Origin of the sequence: Psychrobium sp. MM17-31 (assembly GCF_022347785.1) — a bacterium.
Taxonomy (GTDB): Bacteria; Pseudomonadota; Gammaproteobacteria; order Enterobacterales; family Psychrobiaceae; genus Psychrobium.
Genome location: NZ_JAKRGA010000002.1, coordinates 235993 through 261838, shown reverse-complemented (window position 1 = coordinate 261838; position 25846 = coordinate 235993). Strand labels below are relative to the sequence as shown.

The window sequence follows — 25846 nt, the reverse complement described above, 5'->3', positions numbered from 1 at the left end:
TTGATTTAGGAATTTATACGATGAAACGCGTAACTATTATGATGTTAGACTCGCTAGGCATTGGCGCTAGCGATGATGCTAAAGATTTTGGCGATGAAGGTTCAAACACCTTAGGTGCTATTGCTAAAGCATGTGCAGCTGGTGAGGCAGAAGTTAACCGTCAAGGTCCTTTGACAATTCCTAACTTAACTAAACTTGGCTTGTCACACGCTTGCTTAGAAAGCTCTGGCTACTTCCCAGAAGGAAATGACCAAGCAACCGCGCCAATTGGTCAGTACGGTTTCGCCGCTGAAATCAGCACTGGTAAAGATACGCCAAGTGGTCACTGGGAGATTGCTGGCGCGCCAGTATTATTCGACTGGGGGTATTTCACTGAAAAAGAAAATTCATTCCCACAATCGTTGATTGATACCATCGTTGAGCGTTGCGATTTACCTGGTATTTTAGGTAACTGTCACGGCTCAGGTACAACGATTCTTAGCGAACTTGGCGAAGAGCACATGGCGACAGGTAAGCCAATTTTCTATACGTCAAGCGACAGCGTATTTCAAATTGCAGCACATGAAGAAACCTTTGGTTTAGAGCGCTTATTAGAAGTCTGTCAGGTAGCACGTGAAGTGCTTGATGAATACAACATTGGCCGCGTTATCGCTCGTCCATTCGTTGGCGCAGATAAGACCTGTTTCGAGCGTACAGGTAATCGTCGTGATTTATCGGTACTGCCACCATCAAAAACGCTTCTTGATTACGCTAAAGATGCGGGCAATGAAGTCGTGAGTATTGGTAAAATCGCCGATATCTACGCGCAGCAGGGCATAACCAAGAAAGTTAAAGCTACTGGTCTTAAAGATTTATTCGACGCGACTTTAGCCGCTCATAAAGACGCGCCAGAGAACGCCATTGTATTTACTAACTTTGTAGATTTCGATTCAGCCTATGGTCACCGCCGCGATATCGCAGGTTATGGCGCGGCGTTAGAGTATTTTGACTCACGCTTACCTGAATTTATGGCGCAAATGGCAGATGACGATTTATTAGTGTTAACAGCAGATCACGGTTGTGATCCAAGCTGGCCGGGCAGTGATCACACACGTGAACACATCCCAGTAATTTTTTATAGCCCATCAATGCAGGGTGGATTTGTTGGCAAGAGAGAGACTTTTGCCGATATTGGTCAAAGCATTGCAACCTACTTAAATTTACCTGCATTAGCTTACGGTAAATCATTTTTATAATTTAAATTTTTTGAAAGGTTAAACAATTATGGCGACTCCGCATATTAACGCTCCAGAAGGCGCATTTGCTGAAGATATTCTATTACCGGGCGATCCACTGCGTGCAAAATACATCGCAGAGACTTTTTTAACTGACGTTGAGCAAGTAAACGACGTGCGTAACATGTTTGGTTACACTGGCTACTACAAAGGTAAGCGCGTTTCTGTAATGGGTACTGGTATGGGTATCCCGTCTATTTCTATTTACGCGAAAGAGCTAATTACCGAGTACGGCGTTAAGCGTTTACTACGTGTTGGTAGCTGTGGCGCTGTATCTACAGACGTTAAAGTTCGCGATATTATCGTAGCTCAAGGCGCTTGTACTGACTCTAAAGTTAACCGTGCCCGTTTCCAAGATCACGACTATGCAGCGATCTCTGATTTCGGTATGTTAAGCAATGCAGTAACTGCGGCGAAAGAAAATGGTATCGATGTAGCTGTTGGTAATGTTTACACAGCTGACTTATTCTACACACCACAACCAAGCATGTTCGACACTGTTGAGAAGATGAATGTACTAGGTGTTGAGATGGAAGCTGCTGGTCTATACGGCGTAGCGGCTGAGTTTGGCGCTAAAGCATTATGTATCGTGACAGTATCTGATCACATCCGTACCGGTGAAGAAACGACTGCTGAAGAGCGTCAGTTAACCTTCAATGGCATGATCGAAATTGCACTTGAGTCCCTTCTTAAAGACTAAGAGTTTAAAGACTAATACTTAAGCGTCTTTTCTCAAGGCAATAAAAAAACCAGTGAATATTCACTGGTTTTTTTATATCTACGTTTTTTATATATAATTTTTATCTTTAAGACTCTTTGATTTCTTGCTGTTCGCTGCGCTCTTTACGACGATATTTGTTGAGTAAGTCTCGCAGCTGATATTTAGCGCGTTTCTGCGATAGAGCGCGGGCAAGTAAAATACCGATAAGACCAGCCAGCAATAACGACCAGCGTTGCCATTCTAATTGCTGTTGCTGAATTTCAACTATCGGCTGCACGAAAACATCTTGGTTTAAGCGAAGTCGTAAATAGCCCAGTAATGCATCTTGACGAATTTCTTCTGCCAACATAATAGTTGGACCTACTGGTGGCACCGTTGATTCAGCCATTAAGGTGCCGTCGCTGCGGTGGATCCACACGCCGTTGATCAGCGGTGATTCATTAAGGGTTTGGGCTAACCACTGTAGTTGCTGCTGATCGTTAAGCTTTAATCCCATAGTGGCGGCGAGTGCCAATTGCTGCTTTAGAATACCCGATACCGAAGCTTCTTGTTGTGCACGCATCTCTTTCGACTGTTGTTGGGAGTGCCAAAGGAGTGAGGCAAGGCCAGCGACTAACACTAGCGCCAGCGAGAACTGGGACAATCGCCTAATAATTATTTGCTTATTTAACGAATTCTTTTTCATACACTTTCCAACAAATACCATCCCTGAAATATTCAATAAACTCATTTCAATTAAAGCATATTTTAAACGCTTGTCTGTAATTGAATGTAATAGGACGCTTTTAAATAATCTAAAAAATCCACTAAATGGGCATATTAAAACAAATCCATTTTTGCTAGTTTAACCGACATTGTAAAGATTTGGCTACTTGGGATAGGCGCAGTGTCACAAAAACAGTTTTATAGTATTGAAAATAAAGATATTTACCAATTGATTACCACTGAGCTTGCTGTAGGAGCTAGCGTGCTTTTTTCTAACAAGGTTGCTCAATTAGCCATGAGTTCTTTGCCATTAGCGGGAATGCAGCTTTGTGAGCCATCGGTGGAGAGTGATATCGCGGTTCAGCACTTCGCTATTTTGGGCAGTGACATTACAAGCGATTTTATCAGCCAGCTAGTTGCTAATACTGATAGTGACTCGTGGCAGTTAGGCGCGCTGACAAAACACCTTGATGTTTCCCGCGTTGATGTTTCGTACAGTGTTCACCTAACCAGTGCGCAGCTAAAGTCATTACAACAATTATGTATTACGCATAAGCTTGATGTGATTGAATTAACTGCCAAACCAACGCTATTAAAGCCTGGTCTTGTTGTGCTTGATATGGATTCAACGAGTATTACCATTGAGTGTATCGATGAAATTGCTAAATTGGCTGATGTTGGTAAACAAGTTGCGGAAATTACAGAATTGGCGATGCAAGGGAAACTCGATTTCTCCCAAAGTTTGCGTTCACGAGTCAGTAAACTCAGAGGGATTGAAGTGTCGTTATTAGATACCATCGCCAATGATTTACCATTAATGCCCGGTATGAAAGAGTTGGCGCAGGCGTTCAAGAGCCATGGCTGGCGCGTTGCTATCGCATCGGGTGGTTTTACTTACTTTGCCGACAACCTAAAGGCATTGTTAGGCTTAGATGCCGCAGTGTCAAATACCTTGGTTATTGAAGACGGTAAGCTAACTGGCGAAGTGGCTGGCACCATTGTCGATGCACAAGTAAAAGCAGATACCGTTGAAGCCCTTGCTAAAGAATACGACATTGAAATGTCGCAAACTATTGCCATTGGCGATGGCGCAAATGATTTGGTCATGATGGAAAAGGCCGCATTAGGCATTGCCTATCACGCAAAACCTCTGGTGCAAGAACAAGCTGATGTGGCAATTAACTCAGGCGATTTACGCAGTGTTATCGCGCTCCTATCTAGATAACACTTACTAAAGGCCTACCTGCAATAAAGTACGCAAGTCATGCAGTGCGTTAGGTGCAATTAAAGCGTTGACGCACTTCACTCATAATATCGACGATTTCAGCAGTGGCAACCACCGCGTCTAATTCAGCTTGAAGTTGTCGCGTCTTAAAACTCGCTTGTTTTGCCGCGTAGATAATTTCTCGTGAAAACGCCTTGTAATTCATTTTTGGACTGCGACTCATGCTAATACGCAGTGCAAAAAGCTGTCCTTCTTTAGTGGCGCTTTCAATGAATTCACAATGCTCTTGGGCACTGGTGAAACTCTCGAATTGGTGGGTCAAGGTTCGGTAATCTTGCCCTTCGTTAATCAATTGCACGTACACTTCTTTACTAGCCGCTGGCGAATTAGCGGCCAACTGCATTAAGGTATTGCCAAAGATCTCTTTAAACAGGTTATTTTGAGAAATTGGTGACATATCACAATGACTGTCGATTGAAGATAGCACCGAAAATAAATTAAACAGCGGATTGTGCTGTGACGGTGTCACGACCTGCGAGATCCGATAGCTGTTTTGCATCTTCGAAATCATAATGATTAACGAGCTGATGTAATGACAATACTGCAGGATCAGCGATTTTGTGAAATTAGCTGGTGGTGCAATCTGCGCTGTTAACTTGTGCTGGTTGCCTTTAATAATTCGATACACTGCTTTTGGACCAAATTCCGTTTCAGGGGTAATGGAGATTTTCAGGTTGAGGATTTTCCCCTCGTTGGCAACTCGCATCACTTCATAATGCAAAACGGTGTCTTCTGGTTGTTTACCCGCCTTGTTAAAAATAGGGATTACCATATTCAAGATATCACCTTTTTTAACGTCAAAGGTTTCACTCATATTCACTTGAATACCGTGCACCGAAAAATCGACCGTCATGCCTGCAAACTGTTTACGCTTGTGTAAAACGCTGACCTTGGTTTGATAGTTAAAGCGATCTTCACGGCGATTACTCATGGTCATAATACTGGTTTCAATCAGTTTAATGCCTGAGTCTTTCGTGTCTTTGTGACCGAATTGCTGCAGCTGATTAATGCGCGTTTCTGTTGGCTTGCGCATGCGATAATGTTTAAAGCTATCACCTGTGGCAATTTCAAATAGATAAGCCATGACTTCGATATCGTGAAGTTTAAGCAGGTGACGATGCTGCTCAAGGGTCGATTTTTCTTTGAGTACTAAGTGCTGTGGAAGCACGTCAGGCATATGCCATTCGTAGTCTTTTACGTCACTAACGTATAGCTGATAAACCTTCCAACTGTCTTTGCTGGCACCAAATTGCATAAACAAGTCAGTGAGGCCAGTTTGTTCTAGCTCGTATTCTGTGGCGCTGTAGAAAAACTTGCGCCCTTTGGCAATATGGGTAAAGCAAAATAACAAGATTGGTTTTTCTGGATGGCCATTGTCCAATGCTTGTTGAATACGATCATGCGAAATGAGCGATGAAATGCGCAGCATATTGTTGTGAGTGTGCCAGTAACTAAGCAGATTCTTGTTTTCAAAATTACTTAGCGCGAACATTGGTAAATAAGTGTCTTCTTGCCGTTCGAAGAAAATAGGTAAGCCAGACATTTTATTGAGATGAATGTATTGATAGCCCAATGAGCGAACCGCTTCAATAATGTGCTCAACATCGGTGGATGATGACGGGCGCTCTTTTTTAATGAATTTAGTTAATACTTCATCGACATCCGTTTGTTGGTGTACGCGATGTAAATTAAACCAATGCTGATCGCCATTAGAGTGGGCATCGATAACCTTGTAACTTAAATCAAGAGATACTGGGTTGTCATCGGGTTGCTCAATTTCAACAAACTCGACAGAAAGTAAATCACCTACTGCGATTTTATAGGTATTTGTCAGTTTGATTTTAGCGCCATGAGTCGACATGTTCGTCGTTAAGCCGTGAATAGTTCGTCCGTTGGCCAGACGCACCTTAACACGGGTTAAGATGTTAATACGCTCTTCGATTCGTGGGTTAAGATTAGTTAGGCTGATTTTTCTCGCGAAGTTTGGCGGAATGACAATTTCTTCAGGGGCGATATCAGCTTCTTCAGCGGCATTTTTAGTAGCGCTAAGGCTTTTGTTTTTGAGCTCGTTGCGGCGCGCTTCATCTTCGCGTTGCTGTTTTTCACGATAACTGTTTTTGGCGTTGGTAACTTCTTCAAAGACACCCATGGTGAACTTGCCATATACGGAAATCGCTTCTTCAAATACATTAAGTGCTACATCATCAAGGTGGTGATTAAGCCCTTCATGGGGATGTTCAAAACACGGTGCGTCAACGCGGCCACGCAAATCTATCACGCGATTGCAATCGTTGTATAAACGGTTAACCTCCATCTTAACGAGGAAGCGGCGTGATTTAGAAATGTCACGAGTAACATGCTCAAAACGCTCGTTAAAATTAGCGTCTCGATAATAGGGAATCAGCTTTTTTATTAATGCTTGATCAGCGTCTACCGACATAAACTCAATAAAATCCGTATTTAAAAGGTCACAAAACTGGTAAATTAGCGGCAATAAATTGGCACTAAATAACAACTGAAATAGAAATTGCCAAAAAATTAGACATTAATTGGTTATATTTCAGTTTTTTATACTATATCTTCGTTAAATAAAGCAATTAATGTGCCTCAATAAATTCTAAGTTAATTAAAAATTATGGCTAAAGCAAAAACAATTTATGTCTGTAATGATTGCGGCACCGAACATTCACGTTGGCAAGGCCAATGTAATGGCTGTAAGGAATGGAATACCATTACCGAAGCTGTGCAAGCACCCAAAGCACAAGACGCTCGTAGTGCACGTTATTCAGGATATGCAGGCAGCGGTAGCAGTCAGGTTCAAACACTCTCTGATATCTCCTTAAATGAACTACCGCGCATCGGTAGTGGCTACTCTGAGCTCGATCGTGTGCTTGGTGGCGGTATAGTGCCGGGTTCGGCTATTTTGATTGGTGGTAATCCGGGCGCAGGTAAGAGTACCTTGCTATTACAGGTGATGTGTGGCCTTGCCAATTCGATGGGAGCGCTTTATGTCACTGGTGAGGAATCACTACAACAAGTAGCGATGCGTGCCAATCGTTTAGGGTTGCCAACGGATAAGCTGCAAATGCTGTCGGAAACTTCGGTTGAAGCCATTTGTGATATTGCCCGTAAAGAGCAGCCAAAGATAATGGTTATCGACTCGATTCAAGTTGTGCATGTAGCGGATATTCAATCGGCGCCGGGCAGTGTGGCGCAGGTGCGTGAATCGGCGGCGTTTTTAACCCGATTTGCTAAGCAGTATGGCGTAGCGATTTTCCTTGTTGGTCATGTGACTAAAGATGGCACCTTGGCGGGACCTAAGGTGTTAGAGCATTGTATTGATTGTTCTATCTTGCTTGATGGCTCGACTGATAGTCGTTTTAGAACCATGCGCAGTCATAAAAACCGTTTCGGTGCGGTGAATGAGCTAGGCGTTTTTGCTATGACGGGCAAAGGGCTAAAAGAGGTGACCAACCCATCGGCGATTTTCTTATCTCGTGATGATGAAGAAAGCCCCGGCTCTGTGGTTTTAGTTATTTGGGAAGGAACCCGTCCGCTACTGGTGGAACTACAAGCGCTGGTGGACTATTCACAAATGCCAAATCCAAGGCGTATTGCCGTTGGTTTAGAGCAAAACCGACTAGCGATGTTACTGGCAGTATTGCATCGTCACGGTGGGTTACAGATGTCAGATCAAGACGTTTTCGCCAATGTTGTTGGTGGGGTGCGCGTCGCTGAAACTGCTGCCGATTTAGCATTACTTTGCGCTATGGTATCGAGCTTTAAAAATTATGCTTTGCCACATAATTTGGTGATTTTTGGTGAAGTTGGTCTAGCGGGAGAAATTCGCCCTGTACCAAGTGGTCAAGAGCGCCTAAATGAAGCGGCTAAGCACGGCTTTACCCGTGCCATAGTACCAATGGGTAATGTACCAAAAACAGCGCCAAAAGGAATGCAGGTAGTTGGCGTCAAGAAGCTTTCAGAAGCACTCGATGCTATTTTCTAACGGGCTAGTAGTCCTAAATCGCGATTGAGCAATTCATCGTTGGCGAGGTTAAGCTGAATTAATCGTTTGAGCTCGCTGACACTATCGATATCAATATGATGACAATCCATACCTAGGTGTGAATTTTCGATGTGAACGACGGTTGATTCCATCACGATTTTTCGCCCTTGCTCTAATGTCATAATCAAGGTTGCTTCATCGTTAAGATTGATATGCGCAGAGCTTGGTTGCGTACATAAGAAACCGTGCATCGATAAATCTAGTACTTGCACCGTATGGCTTTCACCATTGCAAATGAGTTTAGCGTCGTGGCTAAATAAGACACGTTGAAAAATGCGTTTCTCTTCCATAACCACCTCTAACAAAAAATTAGTCTAGTTTTATAAACTTAGCGCTTGCGCGAGGGGAATGCAAATTACTAAGGCATTAAAGAAAAAAAGGAGCGATTGACTCAGTCAATCGCCCCTTTTTAACAGCTTAATTTCTCATTAAGAAATACGCTTGTATTTAATGCGATGTGGATTGACAGCCGCTTCGCCAAGCTCTTCTTTTAGCCACTTCTCATAATCTGAGTAAGCACCTTCGAAGAAGTTGATTTTGCCTTCATCGCGGTAATCGATGATGTGGGTTGCGATACGGTCGAGGAACCAACGGTCATGGGAAATAACCATGGCACAGCCAGGGAATTCCAGTAGGGCATCTTCTAGCGCACGCAGCGTTTCAACGTCAAGATCATTGGTTGGCTCATCGAGTAGTAACATGTTGCCGCCAGCTTTTAATAGCTTGGCTAAATGCACACGGTTGCGCTCACCACCCGACAATTCACCGATGCGTTTTTGTTGATCAGAGCCTTTAAAGTTAAAGCGGCCAACGTAAGCACGTGATGGGATCTGAATGTTGCCAACAGTTAAGATATCTTGATCTTCGGCGATTTCTTGGAATACGGTGTTGTTCTCATCCATGTCGTCACGGAACTGATCAACACTCGCTACTACCACAGTTTCACCAACGGTGATTTCACCTGAGGTTGGTTGCTCTGTGCCGCTGATCATCTTAAACAGCGTTGATTTACCCGCGCCGTTTGCACCAACGATACCAACGATAGCGCCTTTGGGAATACTCAGGCTTAAGTCATCGATAAGCACACGGCCATCGAATGACTTGTTGAGGTTTGTAATATCAAGCACCTTGTCACCTAGGCGAGGACCCGGTGGAATGAACAGCTCATTGGTTTCATTACGCGCTTGGTAATCTGTGTTGTTAAGCTCTTCGAAACGCGCCATACGCGACTTGCTTTTCGCTTGACGTGCTTTCGGGTTAGAGCGCACCCATTCAAGCTCTTTGGCAATCGATTTTTGACGGGCTTTCTCAGTCGCTTTCTCTTGCGCAAGACGCGCATCTTTTTGCTCAAGCCAGCTTGAGTAGTTACCTTCCCAAGGAATACCTTGGCCACGGTCAAGTTCTAAGATCCAACCAGCAACGTTATCTAAGAAATAACGGTCATGGGTAATGGCCACAACAGTGCCAGTGTAATCGTGTAAGAAGCGCTCTAACCAAGCAACTGATTCAGCATCCAAGTGGTTGGTAGGCTCATCGAGTAACAGCATGTCTGGTTTTTCGAGTAATAGACGACACAGTGCAACACGGCGACGCTCACCACCAGAAAGTACTTTAATTTTTTGTTCCCATTCAGGAAGGCGTAGGGCATCGGCTGCGCGCTCTAGGGCGTGCTCTAGGTTGTGACCGTCAGTTGCCTGAATTAAGGCTTCAAGTTCACCTTGCTCTTTAGCTAGCGCATCAAAGTCAGCGCCTTCTTCAGCATAAGCAGCGTATACTTCGTCAAGACGCGATAGTGCATTTTTCACTGGTGCGAAGGCTTCTTCAACGGCTTCGCGTACTGTTTGCTCTTCGTCGAGTACTGGCTCTTGCGGTAAGTAACCGATACGAATATCAGCTAGTGGACGCGCTTCACCCTCGATCTCAGTATCTAGGCCAGCCATGATTTTTAATAGGGTTGATTTACCCGCACCGTTTAGACCGAGTACACCGATCTTAGCGCCGGGGAAAAAACTCAGAGAAATGTCTTTAAGAATATGTCGCTTTGGTGGCACTACTTTACCAACGCGATTCATCGAGTAAATGAATTGAGCCATTGAATGTCCTAATTAGTGTTTTTTACAATGGCTCTAGTGTAAACAATATTGTGATTAGCTAACAGCATAATTACGGCGAGATTTTAGCAATCCGACAGCAAAGAGTAATACTGCAGCAACCAGCGTATAAATTGGCATTTTAGCTTGCCAGCTAGCGCTGCTTTTTACGCCAAAGTAATCAAAATAAACCATCGCATGGGCAGGTCCCACATACCAAAGTGCTGGATAGATAACCTCAAATGTGCGGGTGGTTTTCGTTAGACTCGACAGTGCAAATGCCAACGCGCTAATAAAGCTAGTAGCAATGAGCATTTGCAGCGCAATCAACCATTCGCCAGTCACCAGCATTCGAACCAGTGCGCCACTTGTCGTTAGTAATAACAGTAAAGTTGCAGCAGAGACTACGCTGAGAGCTTGACGCTGGATGGAAAAATCACAGTAGCCCATTAGTGCTTGTGTATTAGCGAGGCGAGAGCGAATACCAATTGGGGAAAGTACCAGCACACAAAGTAGCCAACTAAGGGGAATTACTACGGTGTTGAGTGTTGTCATTGGCACCGCCACTTGTGCAATGTTGACACCGATTATCGCAAGGTACCAATATTTCGATAACCCCTTGAGCATTAATAGCAGCTCTAACCGCATTTGGCGGGTGAAGCTGCTGAAATTGGTCAGTGACAGCAGCAGTTTATCGGCAAGCGAACCTATAGCGGTAAGTTTATTGTCGATAAATGATGAAGAGGTTTTACTGCTGCTTACTGCGGTATTTGCGAATCTATCGAAGAAGGTTACTGCTAGGGTAAATGCAACTATGCCGATAGCTAGTATGGGTAAAGCGCCCACTATAAAGTCGCTAGAAAGGGCTATGCCGTCCCACACAAAAGTTGGCGTGATTTCACCGGTTGAGCTGGCGCCAACAGAGACACTGTTATCGCCTTTGGTGTGTGGATGGATTTGATAGAGATCTTGTTGCACTTGATCATGTATTTTCGCGATACCGCTGCCAGAGGTGATGAGCTGAGCAATCGATGTTACCCAAATAAAGAAGTAAGCCACATTGCCTAAACCACCTCGTAGCCATGGAATGGTTTCAAACAACAATGCAATAGCCGAAATTGCAAAGAGTAACGGTAATACGAAAACCAGTTGTGGCCAGACAATTTGCCATAAATTTACCTGATAACTTTCACCAAAATACAGCTGCATAAATACACTAATCGCAATCATCGCAATAACCACACTGCTCAGAATCGCTACGCTTACTAGCCATTTTGCGGCAAGGTAACTCGTTTTACTGACAGGTGTTGCGGCAATAAGCTCTGAAACGAGTAATAAGCGGTCATTATTGACGGTATTTTTAACGAGATAGAAACAGATGATGGGCAAGAACACCACATTGAGACTTACCAGACAAAGTCCCACCCATGCGCTGTTATAAATACCGCGGTAGCCATTGATGAGCAAGGTTTGATACTCAGACGTTGGCGCAGGGAAAAATAGTACCGCTAGTAGCGCCATTACCAATAAAGTGACTGGGAAGCTCGATTGGCGAATTCGTTGTTTAAAATCGGCTTTAATGCTGGCGAATAATACGTTGCTCATGCGACCTCCACAGTAGTGTCGGTGATAGGTGAAGACTCAGTGATATGACCTGAGTTCACGAAGTATAAGTAAGCATCTTCGAGAGTTGCTTTTCGCGCGACCGCACCTTTTGGCAGCCCTTTAGCGCTTACAAAATGGAGCGTCATATTATCGCCTTGGCGCACGCTATGGCTTATTTGTAAATGAGCTTGCAGTGCTTTTGCTTCTTCACGCGGCACCGTTAATTCAAAACAATAGGGCGCGACTTTTTCGATAAGTTGCTCTGGCGTGTTGTGAGTGATGAGTTGCCCTTGATTCATAATGGCAATGGAATCGGCAATGGTTTCAATGTCTGACACTATGTGCGTGGATAGAATGACCAATGAATCTTTGCTGATATCGGCAATCATTTGACGGAAAACTAAGCGTTCATGAGGATCTAAACCAACTGTAGGCTCGTCGACAATGAGTAATTTAGGTGAGTTTAACAAAGCCTGAGCAATGCCTATGCGTTGACGCATACCACCAGAAAAACTAGCCAGTGGCGAATTGGCTACATGACTGAGATTAAATTGATTTAACAGCTCGTCTATTCGCGTTTCAGCATCCTGATGTTCAAGGCCTTTTAAGCCTGCGAGATAATGTAAAAACTCTTTTGCAGTAAGTTGATCATAAACGCCAAAATATTGTGGTAAGTAGCCTAGTTGGTGGCGCAAAATTTGTGGATTATCGCAGATATTTGTCCCTTGCCAAAGTACTTCGCCAGAAGTTGGTTGCTTTAAGGTGGCTAAAATTCGCATTAATGACGACTTTCCTGCGCCATTGGGACCTAATAAGCCAAGCACTCCCGTATTGCTGTTGAGGGATAGATTGTCTAACGCATGTTTTTTCTTGTTGTAACTCAAGTGTAGGTTTTTAATTTCCAGAGACATGATATTTCCTTGTTGTCATTTTTACTTGCAATACGCAATGACTCTGCCAACGTTTTTATTATTTAAATATCAATATCTTGGTATTTATTGTTAATGTCTAGTAGGTTCGCTGTACTAGATTTTCGTTATTTTCACTATTTTTATCGTAGTCCGTGTTGGATGGGCTGCTGAGTTACTCCGTGAATCAACGGCCAACAATTGATTTTGCTTGCTTTACTGGCATAAATCGTTAACTTGTTGAATTAATGTGCTGGTATTCACCTGCATAAGCGAGTCACACTGAAAATGGCGAAGGAGATTGTATTGTGAAGTTTGGATCGTTATTTATTGTTATTTGCGGATTGTTATTATCTGTAGACGCACAATCAACTGTTACTCCAAGTGATGTTTATTCCCGTGTTAAAGCCATAGAGTCAGTGATTAAGAAGATGAGTGGCAATAGAAAACAGCGCATCGCCACCATTAAGCTCATCGACGCTAAACCACTTCATGTCTATGCGATAGGCACAGCGCTCAATGAGAAAATACTTATCCTCAATGAACTCGGTAATAAATCACAGTATATTCGCCCTGATTTTCCCAGCAAAGATATTACGCCTGCGCAGGTATTAACCTTAATGCTAGCCATTGAGCATAATTTGAAGTTGTTTAATATTGAGGCCGATTTCACCAGTAAAGTCTATAAAAATAAAAAACCGAAAGATGTGTTACGGGTGTTAGTTCGCTGTAATCTCTTACTCGATAATTTATTGGATAAAAAGATCTTACCTTCGTCGCCGTATCGTGTGGTCGGTCAAATAGAAAAATTACTCACCAAAGCCGTTCAAACTGATTTTCCCACCGTTGTTAAACAACAATACCCGTTATACAACAGCGTTAAGCCCAATGATGTTTTTGTTAATGCAGAAAATATGTTTAATCCCCTGATGAGTGCGACATCGCTTAAGTTTGGTATCGACTATCCTAGCCGTCCATATTACAGCCCATATAACAACAAGCACATTAAGCCAATTCACGTATTTACGATCACTGTAATGAATCGCGTTTTGTTACAAGACTTAATGCGTCGTCAAGGACAAGGTTATTTAATTGAGCATAATGACACGCGAATTGATGGTATTGAACCTGCCAATGTTTATCAACGTTATGAAAAAGCATTGATGTTGATGCGGTTATATCTACTAAAATAAAACCTGACACTTTGTACAGGTTAATGAAATGTTTCAGTAGAACTCAGTACTTAGCACAAGCTGACAAAATGCAAATTTAAACTGACGTTTAATCTGGTGTGACGTGCGTCACACTAATTGCGGGTTGTAGTGTAAAAAACGCGAGTTACATCTTAAAATACGCCCGTTTTGCAATTCGCGCGGAACTTTCAAGGAAGGCCCTGTGTTAATCAAATGTTAATTTGGTTAGCGACGTATCCACGGAGCCGATAAATAACTACTTAGAGACTACTATGAACTCACTTAAACATAAGCCATTAGCCATCTGTGTTAAGGCTGCTTTACTTGCGTCTACTTTTTCTGCTGTTAATGCCGTAGCTGCTGAAACAGAAGAGAAAAAAATCAAATTAGAAACCATTGAAGTAACTGCTCAACGCCGTACACAAAATCTACAAGAAGTGCCACTTTCTGTAGCTGCTGTACAAGGTGAAGCTCTGGATGTTTATGGTTCAAGTGGTATGGATATTCGTTTCATGTCGGGCCGAATTCCAAGTTTAAATATCGAAACGTCTTTCGGTCGTACTTTCCCGCGTTTTTACGTACGTGGTTTAGGTAACGCTGATTTCGATTTGAATGCGTCACAGCCTGTATCATTAGTATTTGATGGCGTCGTGATGGAAAACCCAATCTTGAAAGGTTTCCCAGTATTTGATCTCGAAGGCGTAGAAATGCTTCGTGGTCCACAAGGCACATTATTTGGTCGTAACACACCAGCTGGTTTGGTTAAGTTTGACTCAGTAAAACCATCACAAGAGTTTGATGCCTACATGTCTGCATCATACGGTACTTGGGGCTCTATGGATCTACAAGGCGCTGCAGGTTTTGGTTTAACAGACGAATTATCGACTCGTGTATCTTTATTGCGTCAATCACGCGATAACTTTATCGACAACAAAGCGCCGGGTTTTGAAGAAGACAACGTAGTTGGCGGTTACCAAGAAATCGCTGGTCGTGTTCAGTTCCTTTACGAAGGCGACAACATGAACGCGTTATTCAACTACCACTGGCGCGATATGAATGGTACGCCAATCAACTTCCGTGCGAACATCATTAAGCCAGGTACTAACGATTTAGTTGATGACTTTGATTACGAAACGATCTACCACGATGCTGCTAGTCGTTCTAAGCAATTCGTTGATAATCAAGGCGCTAGCTTAAACCTAGAGTACAACCTAGGCGATCACACATTTACCTCTATCACTGGCTACGAGTCTGTCGAAGTATTCTCACAAGGTGATATCGACGGTGGTTACGGTGCTGTTTTCTTACCTGTAAGTGGCCCTCGTACTGACGAAACACCAATTCCTTTCCCATCTGAAAGTGCCGGCGTAATTCCAGATCATTCACAATTCACGCAAGAATTCCGCGTAGCGTCAAATGAACTAGGTCAGTTGGACTACCAATACGGTGTATTCTTCTTTAAAGAAGATTTAACGATTCACAACCTAGGTTTCGACACACTTGGTGGCGGTGTACAAAATATTTTCGCACGTCAAAACCAAGAAACTACAGCGTGGGCGGTATTCGCATCGGCTGATTACGACGTTTCAGATCGTTTAAAAGTAACTGCTGGTGTTCGTTACACTGATGATGACAAAGACTTTGAAGCTGAGCGTACTCAAACAGCATTCGGCGGTGCTAACTTAGCGCTTAAGAAATTAAACGTAAACGATTCACAAGTGAGCTGGGACATCAGTGCGTTCTACAACTACTCTGATGATGTAAACCTATATGCTCGCGCTGCTAAAGGCTTCCGTGCTCCGTCAATTCAAGGTCGTGTATCTTTTGGTGATGACATCACAACTGCTGATTCAGAAACGCTTCACTCAATTGAGTTTGGTGTGAAATCAAGTGTTTGGGAAGATCGCGCACGTGTTAACGTGTCTACCTTCTACTACACAATGGACGATCAACAGCTAACAGCTGTTGGTGGTGGTTCTAACACTACGCGCCTGTTAAACGCTGACAACACTAAGGGTTACGGTTTTGAAATCGATTCTGAAGTAGCAATTACTGAAGATCTATTAATGACTGCTGGTGTGAGCTACAACAAAACAGAAATTAACGATAGCGACCTAGCTGTTCAATTCTGTCGTTCTTGTACAGTAACAGATCCACTAAACAAAGATGGATTAGCTATTATCGATGGCAACAGCCTACCGAACGCGCCAGAGTGGATTGCTAACTTCACATTACGCTACTCTAAAGAGTTCGCGGACGGTGAAATCTTTGCTTACACTGACTGGGCTTACCGCAGCAAAATCAACTTCTTCCTATACGAGTCAGTTGAGTTTAACGACGACAGCATGTTAGAAGGTGGTGTGCGCTTTGGTTACGCTTGGGACACTGATAACAACAGCCACGAAGTTGCCATCTTTGGTCGCAACATCACTGATGACGACAGCATTACAGGTGGCGTTGATTTCAACAACCTTACAGGTATGGTAAAAGAGCCAGCGTTCTGGGGTGTTGAATACAAGGTATCATTCTTCTAAGCGATAGAATAAATCGTTCTTAAAGAGTGATCTCACCAACAGAAAAGAAGTGTTAAGTTAATTAACACTTCTTTTTTTTGCTTTAAATTTGGTAGAACGACTTTGTTACCAAGTATAAGTAAATGTAATCAAAGGTAAAAATTGAGCAGTTTGCTTGATAAATACTAATGGTTAGTTACCATGTCCGCCCACTTAGGAGAAATACCATGATTAAATCTACCATCGCTGCAAGCCTGTTATTAGCGTTAAGCAATACTGCATTGGCTGATTGGTCATTAGATAATGACAACTCGACATTGAGCTTTGTATCAGTGAAAAAAGGCGATGTAATGGAATCACATCACTTTAAGCAAATGTCGGCGAGTTTAAGCGATAAAGGCGCTTTCTCATTGAGCATTGATTTAGCATCAGTTGATACCGCAATCTCAATCCGCGATTCGCGTATGGGGCAATACCTGTTTGAGACGAAGCAGTTTCCACAAGCTGAATTAAATGCAACTATTCCGAGCAAAGCACTAGCAAATTTAGCTGTTAATCAAACGACGCAAATGAAGGTACCTGCGACCTTAAATTTACACGGCCAAACAAAAGCAGTTAATGCTGATGTTAGTGTGACAAAACTAAGTGATGGCACCTTGTTAGTTGCTAGTAATAAGCCTATTTTGGTGAAAGCGACTGATTTTAATCTAGTCAACGGAATTGAAAAACTACGTCAGCTCGCTGGTTTACCGTCTATTTCAAATACAGTGCCAGTAAGCTTCACACTTCGACTAAACAATATATAAGAGAGATAACGTTGAAATTCCTTAAACGCTCATTGCTAGTTGCCGCATCATTAACGGCAATCGCTACACCTAGTTACGCTACCATTGTCGAAATTCAAACGTCGCAAGGTAACATCGAGGTCAACCTATTTGACAAAACAACGCCAAAAACAGTTGAGAACTTTCTGAGCTACGTTAACGACGATAGCTACAACACAACAGTGATCCACCGCAGTGTTAGAAACTTCATTGTTCAAGGCGGTGGTTTTACTTTTGATGGTGCGAAGCTGGTTGAGCGAGAGGGCAAAGATCCTGTTGTTAACGAACCAATTTACTCAAACGTTAAAGGCACTATTGCTATGGCGAAAAAGGGTAATGACAAAAACAGTGCCACTAACCAATGGTTTTTTAACATGGCGGACAATTCAGAAAACCTCGATTTCCAAAACGGAGGTTTTACGGTATTTGGACAAGTCATTAGTGGTTTTGACGTATTAGAAAAGATTCAAGCGCTTAATCATTGTGGTTCAACCCCGTTTGTTAACTACACAGCGGCGCAATGTGCTGATTCTGGCTCAGTACCAGGGTTTGAAAACTTCATTAGCATTACCAATGTTGATATTAAAGATGCTTCGCCAGATACGGCTGCCAATTTAAATCCAGTTAAGGCTAAAACGACTCCACCTAAAAGCGATAGCTCTGGTGGTGCATTAGGCATTATCGCGCTAATTGGTGGTGCACTGGTTGCGTTGCGTCGTCGCCGCTAACTTCTATTTTTTGACGCCAACATAGTCTGTTGGCGTATTTATGTTTGTAATATAAGTGTTAAAAATTTTGCACTAATTGCTAAATTCAATAATATTTGCTGTTATGCGTTATTAAAACGCGGCTTATTTTTCTAAGGCCTTAGTTAAGATGATTATCAGTGGCATAAACACCGATGTGTGACGCCATACAACGATAATTATAAGAGGGTCTCCCATGTCAGCGAATAGAGTTTTACCGTATAAAATTAGCGCCTTGGCGTTAATTATCTCAACTTCATTAACCGTCTCTTCTCAAGTTGAAGCTGCGCCTGAAGAGGGTAAAGCCGCAACATCTGATGTTGAACGAATCGTCGTTACTTCCCGTAAACGCGTTGAAACACTTCAACAAATTCCTGATTCGGTGACCGTCTTTAACGATAAGCTCATCGAAGCCTCTGGTATCGAGTCAATTAAAGACTTCTCTGCGCTTACCCCTAATCTCAATGTATCTTCTAATTTTCGCAGTGGATTAAACTTCGTTACCGTGCGTGGTTTGATCACGCCACAAGTAGGTGAGGCTCCTATTGCTTATGTTGTCGATGGCATTACCGTTCCGAGTTTAGACTTTATTAACCAAGGGCTACACGATATTGACCGTATTGAAGTTCTACGTGGTCCTCAGGGGGCTATCTACGGTAAGAATGCCATTGGTGGTGCGGTAAATATCGTAACCAAACGACCAACCGATGAATTTGAAGGCAGTGTTAAAGCCTCATTCGCGCAAGGTAATGAGAAGAAGTTCAATGGCATGATAAGTGGCCCTATCGCCGAAGATAAAGCGTATTTTAGATTATCTGCCCATTACAAAGACAAAGATGGTTTAATCGATAATGACTTTTTAAATCGCGAAGTAGATTTTGTCGATGGTGCTTATGGTCTTCAGGGCATGGTCGAAGTTAATTTAAACGACGATAACAAACTGTCGGTATTCGCCAATTTTTCAGACACCACTCAGGGCAGTAACTATCAAGACTTTATTACCAAAGAGCAGTTAGAAGACTTTTCTATTACCCCACAACAAAATGTGCTGGGCAGTGATGAATCGAAACTTTGGTCAATTTCATCAAAACTAGAATCAGAATTTGATGATGCCAAACTCACGGTGATCTTAGGGCGAAATAGCGCCGATACTAAATTCTTCTCAGATGGCGATTTTACGGGGCAAGAAGCGTCTAGTGATAATTTCTTTTTCCCTATTGTTCAAAACAATCCAATCAAAGAAGATACTACTAACCTAGAGCTGCGCTACAGCTTCGACGATGGTGGCGATTTGCACTGGCAAATCGGGGCGTATTTAGAAGATAAAGATCGCAAGGTTAATTACGACCAAATTATCGATTTAGCGCCTACCTCATTAATGACATATCAGTCTTTCAAGCGCGGCGAAAATGTTGGTGATGTCATTATGGGAGAGCGCACTGTGCAAAATAGTCAGTCTTATGCACTCTTTGGTCAAGCGGGATACGATATTAATAGCGATGTCGAGCTAACACTAGCGCTGCGTTATGATTCAGAAAAGCGCGATGCCTATGATTCTCGTGATAAAGCTGCATCACAAGTTGATGAAACTTTTAGTCAGCTGCAACCTAAAGCGTCTATCGCTTGGCAAATGACCGACGATGTCCTGAGTTACCTTACTTACTCGAAAGGCTTCCGCTCTGGCGGCTTTAACGAGTACAGTCCACAAGTGGTTCGTCAGTACGACAAAGAAGTATCAAACACCTTTGAAACAGGCTTAAAGACCACGTGGATGGAAGGCAAAGTGTGGCTTAACATGTCGCTGTTTAGAATCGATCAACAAGACGCGCAGTTTACTCGCCTTAACCCAAATACCTTTACGCTGGAAAATTTAAATATCGACGAAGTGGCCATTAATGGCGCCGAAATCGAAATGTCGGCGAAAGTCAGTGAACAAGTGACCTTGAGTTTTGGTGCAGGTTGGATTGATAACGAAATCACCAAAAACGAAGGTATTGATTTAGCATCTGGCCGCAATTTAAGTGAATCGGTGGGCGATTCAATGCCTTACGTATCTAAGTTCAATCTAAATGGCGCAATTAATCATGAAACAACATTAAATGACACTTGGGATTTAAACTCGCGACTCTCGTTTAACACTCAAGGACCACGTTCGTTTGACTTGTTTAAAGACACCACGGGCGATACTAAAACTCACACCTTTATCGACGCTAACATCAGTCTAACTAACGAAAATTGGACGCTCTCACTGTTTGCATCGAACCTAACCGACGAGCGCTCTGCTGAAACGGTATTTTTATACAACCCATTGATCCGCTTTGCTAATCAGCCGCGTCAAGTGGGGATGTCTGCGAGTTATCGCTTCTAACGATTATATCGTTTCCACTTCTCATGCTACGCCAATGGCGTAGCGATATTTTCCACTAATTGAGACTTTTATTATGACTGTTAGAGTTGCAACTGATGTTGGCGGCACTTTCACGGATCTCGTTTATATCGACGATGGTGCCATCAAGGCTGTCAAAAGTGACACCACTCCACCGAACTTTGAACAAGGCGTTGTTAACGCCGCTAATAAAGCCAATATTGCGCTGCAAGATGTTGATTTTTTTGCTCACGGTTCAACGGTTGTTATTAACGCAATAACGGAAAGAAAAGGGGTTAAAACTGGCCTTATTACCACTAAAGGGTTTCGAGATGTGCTGGAAATAGCACGAGGTAATACGCCGGATATCTTTAACAATTATTATCAAAAGCCAGCGCCTTTTGTACCGCGCTCATTGCGTTTAGAAATTGATGAACGCATTGCCTATAACGGTGAAGTCATTAGCGACATCGATCTATCTCAGGTGCCAGCGTTGGTTGAATACTTTAAAGAGCAGCAGGTTGAAGCTATCGGTATTTGTTTATTACATAGCTATATCAATCCACAGCATGAAATTGGTTTGCTTGAAGCAATCAAGTCTTATTGGCCTGAGATTCACGTTATTGCTTCGCATGAAATTTCCAGTGAATGGCGAGAGTACGAGCGCAGCAGTACCACTGTACTTTCTGCCTATGTGTTGCCGCCAGCACAGCAATATCTAGATAATTTAAAGGTAAAACTTGCCAACAATGGGCTAAGTAGCGATCCCTTTATCATGCAATCTAATGGCGGCATCGCGACGCTAAACGCAGCGCGAAATAATCCAATTACCTTGGTGGAATCAGGGCCTGTTGGCGGTATTCTCGGCGCGGCGGCTTATGGCGCGGTAATCGATGAAGGCGACATTATGGCGCTTGATATCGGAGGCACAACCGCGAAATGTTCACTAATCCACAATGGTCAAACTCGGGTGACCACAGAATACGTTATTGAGAAGACGGCCAAAACAGCGGGCTATCCAATAAAAACGCCAGTGATTGATATCGTCGAGATTGGTAATGGCGGCGGCAGTATTGCGTGGGTCGATGCGGCGGGAAGTCTGCATGTCGGGCCGCAAAGCGCAGGCTCAACACCGGGACCCGTTGCCTATGGCCGTGGCGGTAGTGAGCCAACAACAACAGATGCAAATCTAATTACAGGCCGCATTAATCCAGATAACTTTGCTGGCGGTGATATATCACCAGATGTCGATGGTGTTAACGCTGCATTTGACGCGCTAGGCAAGAAACTTAAGGTCAGTGGCATGGACGTCGCCCACGGCGTTATTAAAATTGCAAATGCCAATATGGTAAATGCCCTGAAACTCATTTCGGTAAATCGCGGTTACGACCCTCGCGATTTTGCGCTAATGGCATTTGGTGGCGGTGGTGCTATGCATGCAACTGCTCTAGGACTTGAGCTTAATGCTCGCAAAGTGATTATTCCGCCGTTTGCCGGAGTCTTCTCGGCGTGGGGAATGCTAATGATTGATTTGCGCAGAGATTATATCCAAACCCATCAGCTGCAAATTAATCAACATTCGCAGTGCGAAATTGCGAAAGCCTTTGCTGCTATCACTGATAAAGCAAATAGTGATTACGGTGCAGATGGTTTTAGTGAGTCGCAAGTTATTCACGAGATGTACCTTGATGCGCGTTATCACGGCCAAGAGCACACAGTGAAAGTGAAGATCCCTTCGCTTGATTTACCACAAGATAAATTCATTGCGCAATTAAGCAATGCCTTCCATCAAGCGCATTTTCAGGAATATACCTTTTCATTAGAGAGCTCTGCTATCGAAGTGGTTAACTTTCATGTTGTGGCGTTTGGTTTGCTTGATAAAGCAGAACTTAAGCCACTAGTTCCGAGTGAAAATAGCGATGCTTCAGGTGCAATAACCGCCACTAGACAAGTTGATTACGACGATCTTGGTATTCATCAAGCAGATATTTATCAACGAGATCTGCTTAAACCAAATATGCAATTTACTGGACCAGCGATTGTTGAAGAGGCCACAACAACAACTGTGGTATTGCCGAATAACCGCGTAGAGGTAGATGATTTTGGTGGACTTCACATTTATTTTTCACAGTCATAGGAGCGTATTATGAATCATTCAACCGATATTTTTACTATTGAAATTATCAAGAACGCGCTGGTGGCAATTGGCGAAGAAATGTTTTTAGCCTTAAAACGCAGCAGTAAGAGTCCGATTATCTATGAATCGCTTGACTATGGTATTGGGGTTACCGATGCATCTGGACGTCTTATCGCACAAGGTAATGGTATTCCAGGATTCATTGGCACCTTAGATGGCGGTGTAAAAACTATCTTGAGCAAGTATGCTATTGAAAATATTTACGATGGCGATGTGTTTATATTAAATGATCCTTACGCTGGCGGCGGTACACATTTGTCTGATGTTTGTATGATCCGTCCGGTCTTTTTTGACGGCGAACTTGTAGCGTGGACGGCGAACAAAGCGCATTGGACTGAGATTGGTGGTAAAGATCCCGGCAGCTATAGTGCTGATGCGGTTGAAATCTATCAAGAAGGCCTGCAATTTCCCGGTATCAAAGTGTTTGAAAAAGGTGTTGCCAATCAAGCGTTACTCGATTTGATTGAAGTTAATGTGCGCTTACCTGAGATGACTCTCGGCGATTTACAGGCATGTGCAGCATCTCTGAAACTCGGTGAACAACGCTTTCTAGCGGTGATGGAAAAGTACGGTAAAAAGGTGACTTTGACAGCCATCGATAAATTGCTTGATCACGGCGATGTGATGGTTATGGCGAGCTTAAAAAAATTACCAAAAGGTGATTTTTACGCGACAGATGTTATCGATGAAGACGGCTTAGGCAATGGGCCTTTTTCGGTTAAGGTAAAAGTGACCATTAGCGATGATGCCTTTGTGTTGGATTTTACTGGCTCTTCACCACAGGCTCCCGGTCCTATCAACTGCACTATGGGCGTGTTAGTCTCAGCGGCAAGAGAAGTTTTCATGGGCGTTGTGCAACCTGATGCGCCAGCGACTGAAGGGTGCTTTAGACGACTAAAAGTGATTTGCCCAGAAGGCACACTATTAACAGCGGCGCGTCCCGCACCAGTATCATCGTATTTCGAAGCCATGGTGTGTGCGGCAGATGTTGCAAGACGCGCCTTGGCCGAGGCGATTCCTGGCGTGTTAACCGCGGGGCAATTTGGCTCGGTGTGTACTATGAATTTATCGGGGCAAGATCCTGATACCAAGCAGCCTTATTTACTTGTAGAGCCACTCGTTGGCGGTTGGGGCGCATGTGATAGCAAAGACGGTGAGTCTGGGCAGTTTTGTGTTGGTAATGGCGAAACCAGCAATATTCCTATCGAAATTACCGAGGCGAGATACGGTGTTCGTGTCGAGCGCTACGCCTTTAATGAAAGTGTTGCTGGGGCTGGTAAATACAACGGCGGTCGTGGTGTGATACTCGATTATCGCATCCTGTCTGATAACACTGAGCTTTCGAGCTTCTTTGGTCGTGGTGAAACACCGCCATGGGGTATTGATGATGGCGCTGAAGGCAGTTGTAATGTGGTTGAAGTATATGATGCCAATGATGAGTTAAAAGCAAGTTTTAGCCGCGTGAGTCGTTATCAGCTTAACAAGGGCGATCGCCTGCGATTAATTACCGGCAATGGCGGTGGTTGGGGCGATGCGAAGCAGCGTCCAGCAGAAAAGATTGCGCGTGATATCGCTAACGGGTTTATTACGCCATCACAAGCAAGCCGTGTTTACGGTTATCAAATATAGAATCGAGAAGTTTATGAGTGCTATTAAGAGTCGTGATTTGTCTTTTGGATTAAGTGGAATGCTGACTACTTGTGTTGGTTATACCTTAATTTTATTTATGCCGCTGTATTTGGAATTTGTTGGTGGACATCTGTCTCTCAATGAATCGCAAATCGGTTGGCTAGCATCTACCGATGCTGGTGGATTAGCTCTGGCTGCACTGCTCTTTGCACTTTTGGTTAAACGGCTGAACTTTCGATACGTGGTAGCTGCGGGGTGTGCTATCGCGTTAATCGGAAATCTGCTATCGATTCCTATTAACGATTTTAAATTATTGTGCTTCATACGAATCGTTACTGGCTTTGGTGAGGGGCTGGTGGTCGCGGCTGGGATCACGGTGATCGGTATGGTGAGTAATCCCAATCGTTGGTTTGGCATCTATACGGCTGCAGTAGTGGTAGTTCAGGGACTTGGTCTTATTGTGTTACCAGGCATTAACGATGGCTTTGGCGTTAGCGGTCTGTTTATCTTTTTAGCAGCGCTATTTGTATTGCCATTTTTAGTGGTTTCTCAGCTACCTAGTAAGGCGAATACTGAGCTTGCCGAGTCACAGGTGAATGATAACGACAGCAGTTTGTCGCGACTGCTACTGTTAGCACTCGCAGGGCAACTTGTTTTCTACGCTGGTATTGGTGGTATTTGGGCCTACATTTCTTTAATGGGAAGCGAGCAAGGGTTAGCAATTGATGTTGTGTCACGCTCATTAGCTATTGCGATGGCGGTTGGCGCCCTCGGTGGACTGGCCTTTGCTGCCCTTGGTAAGCGCGGTGACAGCCGAGGTCTCTTCGCGTTATCTATTTTTATCATGATGGCCTGTGCCGTTGGTTTTTATCAGTTCACTGCTATGAGTTATTTACTGATTTTATGTGTATTTAGCTTTTTCTGGTCACTGTTAGGAGCGCGCTTGTTTGCTGTGGTTAGCGATGCCGATAAATCTGGAAAATTTATTAGTGCGGCGCAAACAGTGTTGAGTTTGGGTTACATGGTCGGGCCTATTATCGCGGCCATGATGTTTGAAAGGCTAGCCTATCACGGGGTACTCATGATGGCCGCCATTTCATTCTTATTGTGTTTTATTTTGGTACTGCCGCTGATTAATAAACTCAGACAAGCTGATGTGTTACATCGGGTTAATCAAGCGAATGGATAGAATCGGAATAGGTGAGCGCAAATACTCTTTGTCTTCTGCGCAGTGATAGATGCTGTGCAGTACCTCTCGACCCGTTCGCAGCTGACCAAAGGCGGCGAAGCCTAAGCCATCATCATAGCGTTTGCCACCGAAGTTAAGCTCTGGTTGATCGTTAATGCAAAAGAAGAAGCTGCCATCAGCGGTACCTGGGGCAAATCTCGCCATCGATAAGGTGCCGTCGAGATGCTTTAATCCTGTCTGCTGTGTCGATTCATGCACAATTGGCGGCAGTAAATTACTCTCTTCTGGCATGATGCCGCATTGCACAACTTGAATTTTGGCGTTGTCGTCTTCGGCTTGCTCGGGATTGGTTTCGTTAACGATACGAAATATGCTGCTATCGTCAAAGCGGTGTTGTGCAACATAGGTCAAAAAGTTATTTACCGTAATTGGCGCCTCATCAATAAAAAGCTCGGCGGTTATCTCGCCAAGTGATGTTGTAATGCAGATCAAAGGATTAATAGAGTTGTGTGACATAGTTTGTTGATTCCAGTTGA

The 25846-nt window shown here is 43.5% G+C and carries 19 protein-coding genes; 12 read left to right on the top strand and 7 right to left on the bottom strand.

What is annotated here, in order from left to right; translation table 11 throughout:
* Positions 1-20: 20 nt before the first annotated feature.
* A complete protein-coding gene (locus tag MHM98_RS05615) occupies positions 21-1235 on the top strand; it encodes a phosphopentomutase (RefSeq protein ID WP_239438295.1) in 1215 nt (404 codons plus the stop codon).
* Positions 1236-1263: 28 nt separating this feature from the next.
* Positions 1264-1974 carry a purine-nucleoside phosphorylase gene (gene deoD / locus MHM98_RS05610; protein ID WP_239438294.1) on the top strand — a complete coding sequence of 237 codons (711 nt, stop codon included), beginning with the start codon at positions 1264-1266 and terminating at the stop codon, positions 1972-1974.
* 106 nt (positions 1975-2080) lie between these two features.
* Here deoD and MHM98_RS05605 read toward each other — a convergent pair whose 3' ends face one another.
* Positions 2081-2680 carry a hypothetical protein gene (locus MHM98_RS05605; RefSeq protein WP_239438293.1) on the bottom strand — a complete coding sequence of 200 codons (600 nt, stop codon included), beginning with the start codon at positions 2678-2680 and terminating at the stop codon, positions 2081-2083.
* A 282-nt stretch (positions 2681-2962) separates the two neighbouring features.
* Between MHM98_RS05605 and serB the strand changes: the two genes are divergently transcribed.
* The gene (gene serB, locus MHM98_RS05600; RefSeq protein WP_239438292.1) at positions 2963-3925 is read left to right on the top strand and encodes a phosphoserine phosphatase SerB; all 963 of its coding nucleotides are present in this window, start codon (positions 2963-2965) and stop codon (positions 3923-3925) included.
* 49 nt (positions 3926-3974) lie between these two features.
* On the opposite strand, the gene MHM98_RS05595 is transcribed toward serB, so the two are convergent.
* On the bottom strand, positions 3975-6425 hold the full coding sequence (locus MHM98_RS05595) for a PilZ domain-containing protein (RefSeq protein WP_239438291.1): 2451 nt from the start codon (positions 6423-6425) through the stop codon (positions 3975-3977).
* A 195-nt stretch (positions 6426-6620) separates the two neighbouring features.
* Here MHM98_RS05595 and radA point away from each other — a divergent pair, with 195 nt between their 5' ends.
* A complete protein-coding gene (gene radA / locus MHM98_RS05590) occupies positions 6621-7991 on the top strand; it encodes a DNA repair protein RadA (protein WP_239438290.1) in 1371 nt (456 codons plus the stop codon).
* On the opposite strand, the gene MHM98_RS05585 is transcribed toward radA, so the two are convergent.
* From MHM98_RS05585 to MHM98_RS05570, 4 genes are all read right to left on the bottom strand, one after another.
* Complete coding sequence (locus tag MHM98_RS05585; RefSeq protein ID WP_239438289.1) at positions 7988-8341, bottom strand: PilZ domain-containing protein; 354 nt, start codon at positions 8339-8341, stop codon at positions 7988-7990. The genes radA and MHM98_RS05585 overlap by 4 nt on opposite strands.
* A 138-nt stretch (positions 8342-8479) precedes the next feature.
* Positions 8480-10144 (bottom strand): energy-dependent translational throttle protein EttA, encoded by a 1665-nt coding sequence (gene ettA / locus MHM98_RS05580; protein WP_239438288.1) that lies wholly within the window; start codon positions 10142-10144, stop codon positions 8480-8482.
* Positions 10145-10198: 54 nt separating this feature from the next.
* A complete protein-coding gene (locus tag MHM98_RS05575; RefSeq protein ID WP_239438287.1) occupies positions 10199-11746 on the bottom strand; it encodes a hypothetical protein in 1548 nt (515 codons plus the stop codon).
* A complete protein-coding gene (locus MHM98_RS05570; RefSeq protein WP_239438286.1) occupies positions 11743-12657 on the bottom strand; it encodes an ABC transporter ATP-binding protein in 915 nt (304 codons plus the stop codon). Before MHM98_RS05570 ends, MHM98_RS05575 begins: the two co-directional genes overlap by 4 nt.
* 305 nt (positions 12658-12962) lie before the next feature.
* On the opposite strand from MHM98_RS05570, the gene MHM98_RS05565 reads away from it, so the two are divergent.
* From MHM98_RS05565 to MHM98_RS05530, 8 genes are all read left to right on the top strand, one after another.
* Positions 12963-13847, top strand: coding sequence for a hypothetical protein (locus MHM98_RS05565; protein ID WP_239438285.1), 885 nt, complete (start codon positions 12963-12965; stop codon positions 13845-13847).
* Positions 13848-14119: 272 nt separating this feature from the next.
* The gene (locus tag MHM98_RS05560) at positions 14120-16381 is read left to right on the top strand and encodes a TonB-dependent receptor (protein ID WP_239438284.1); all 2262 of its coding nucleotides are present in this window, start codon (positions 14120-14122) and stop codon (positions 16379-16381) included.
* Positions 16382-16587: 206 nt separating this feature from the next.
* Positions 16588-17166, top strand: coding sequence for a YceI family protein (locus tag MHM98_RS05555; RefSeq protein WP_239438283.1), 579 nt, complete (start codon positions 16588-16590; stop codon positions 17164-17166).
* An 11-nt stretch (positions 17167-17177) separates the two neighbouring features.
* A complete protein-coding gene (locus tag MHM98_RS05550; RefSeq protein WP_239438282.1) occupies positions 17178-17912 on the top strand; it encodes a peptidylprolyl isomerase in 735 nt (244 codons plus the stop codon).
* A 214-nt stretch (positions 17913-18126) separates the two neighbouring features.
* Positions 18127-20298, top strand: a complete 2172-nt coding sequence (locus MHM98_RS05545; protein WP_239438281.1) for a TonB-dependent receptor — start codon at positions 18127-18129, stop codon at positions 20296-20298.
* A gap of 73 nt (positions 20299-20371) precedes the next feature.
* Complete coding sequence (locus MHM98_RS05540; RefSeq protein WP_239438280.1) at positions 20372-22432, top strand: hydantoinase/oxoprolinase family protein; 2061 nt, start codon at positions 20372-20374, stop codon at positions 22430-22432.
* Positions 22433-22441: 9 nt separating this feature from the next.
* Complete coding sequence (locus tag MHM98_RS05535; RefSeq protein ID WP_239438279.1) at positions 22442-24121, top strand: hydantoinase B/oxoprolinase family protein; 1680 nt, start codon at positions 22442-22444, stop codon at positions 24119-24121.
* 13 nt (positions 24122-24134) lie between these two features.
* Complete coding sequence (locus tag MHM98_RS05530; protein WP_239438278.1) at positions 24135-25310, top strand: MFS transporter; 1176 nt, start codon at positions 24135-24137, stop codon at positions 25308-25310.
* On the opposite strand, the gene MHM98_RS05525 is transcribed toward MHM98_RS05530, so the two are convergent.
* Positions 25281-25826: a peptidylprolyl isomerase gene (locus MHM98_RS05525; protein ID WP_239438277.1), complete on the bottom strand. Its 546-nt coding sequence runs from the start codon at positions 25824-25826 to the stop codon at positions 25281-25283. The genes MHM98_RS05530 and MHM98_RS05525 overlap by 30 nt on opposite strands.
* Positions 25827-25846: the final 20 nt, after the last annotated feature.

Excerpts from the sequence above, each read along its gene's own strand:
- MHM98_RS05530 (WP_239438278.1), top strand. The coding sequence starts at position 24,135 with ATGAGTGCTATTAAGAGTCGTGATTTGTCTTTTGGATTAAGTGGAATG.
- MHM98_RS05595 (WP_239438291.1), bottom strand. The coding sequence starts at position 6,425 with ATGTCGGTAGACGCTGATCAAGCATTAATAAAAAAGCTGATTCCCTAT.
- MHM98_RS05575 (WP_239438287.1), bottom strand. The coding sequence starts at position 11,746 with ATGAGCAACGTATTATTCGCCAGCATTAAAGCCGATTTTAAACAACGA.
- MHM98_RS05525 (WP_239438277.1), bottom strand. The coding sequence starts at position 25,826 with ATGTCACACAACTCTATTAATCCTTTGATCTGCATTACAACATCACTT.
- MHM98_RS05555 (WP_239438283.1), top strand. The coding sequence starts at position 16,588 with ATGATTAAATCTACCATCGCTGCAAGCCTGTTATTAGCGTTAAGCAAT.
- MHM98_RS05570 (WP_239438286.1), bottom strand. The coding sequence starts at position 12,657 with ATGTCTCTGGAAATTAAAAACCTACACTTGAGTTACAACAAGAAAAAA.
- MHM98_RS05615 (WP_239438295.1), top strand. The coding sequence starts at position 21 with ATGAAACGCGTAACTATTATGATGTTAGACTCGCTAGGCATTGGCGCT.
- MHM98_RS05540 (WP_239438280.1), top strand. The coding sequence starts at position 20,372 with ATGACTGTTAGAGTTGCAACTGATGTTGGCGGCACTTTCACGGATCTC.
- MHM98_RS05605 (WP_239438293.1), bottom strand. The coding sequence starts at position 2,680 with ATGAAAAAGAATTCGTTAAATAAGCAAATAATTATTAGGCGATTGTCC.
- radA (WP_239438290.1), top strand. The coding sequence starts at position 6,621 with ATGGCTAAAGCAAAAACAATTTATGTCTGTAATGATTGCGGCACCGAA.
- MHM98_RS05545 (WP_239438281.1), top strand. The coding sequence starts at position 18,127 with ATGTCAGCGAATAGAGTTTTACCGTATAAAATTAGCGCCTTGGCGTTA.
- MHM98_RS05535 (WP_239438279.1), top strand. The coding sequence starts at position 22,442 with ATGAATCATTCAACCGATATTTTTACTATTGAAATTATCAAGAACGCG.
- MHM98_RS05585 (WP_239438289.1), bottom strand. The coding sequence starts at position 8,341 with ATGGAAGAGAAACGCATTTTTCAACGTGTCTTATTTAGCCACGACGCT.
- ettA (WP_239438288.1), bottom strand. The coding sequence starts at position 10,144 with ATGGCTCAATTCATTTACTCGATGAATCGCGTTGGTAAAGTAGTGCCA.
- deoD (WP_239438294.1), top strand. The coding sequence starts at position 1,264 with ATGGCGACTCCGCATATTAACGCTCCAGAAGGCGCATTTGCTGAAGAT.
- MHM98_RS05560 (WP_239438284.1), top strand. The coding sequence starts at position 14,120 with ATGAACTCACTTAAACATAAGCCATTAGCCATCTGTGTTAAGGCTGCT.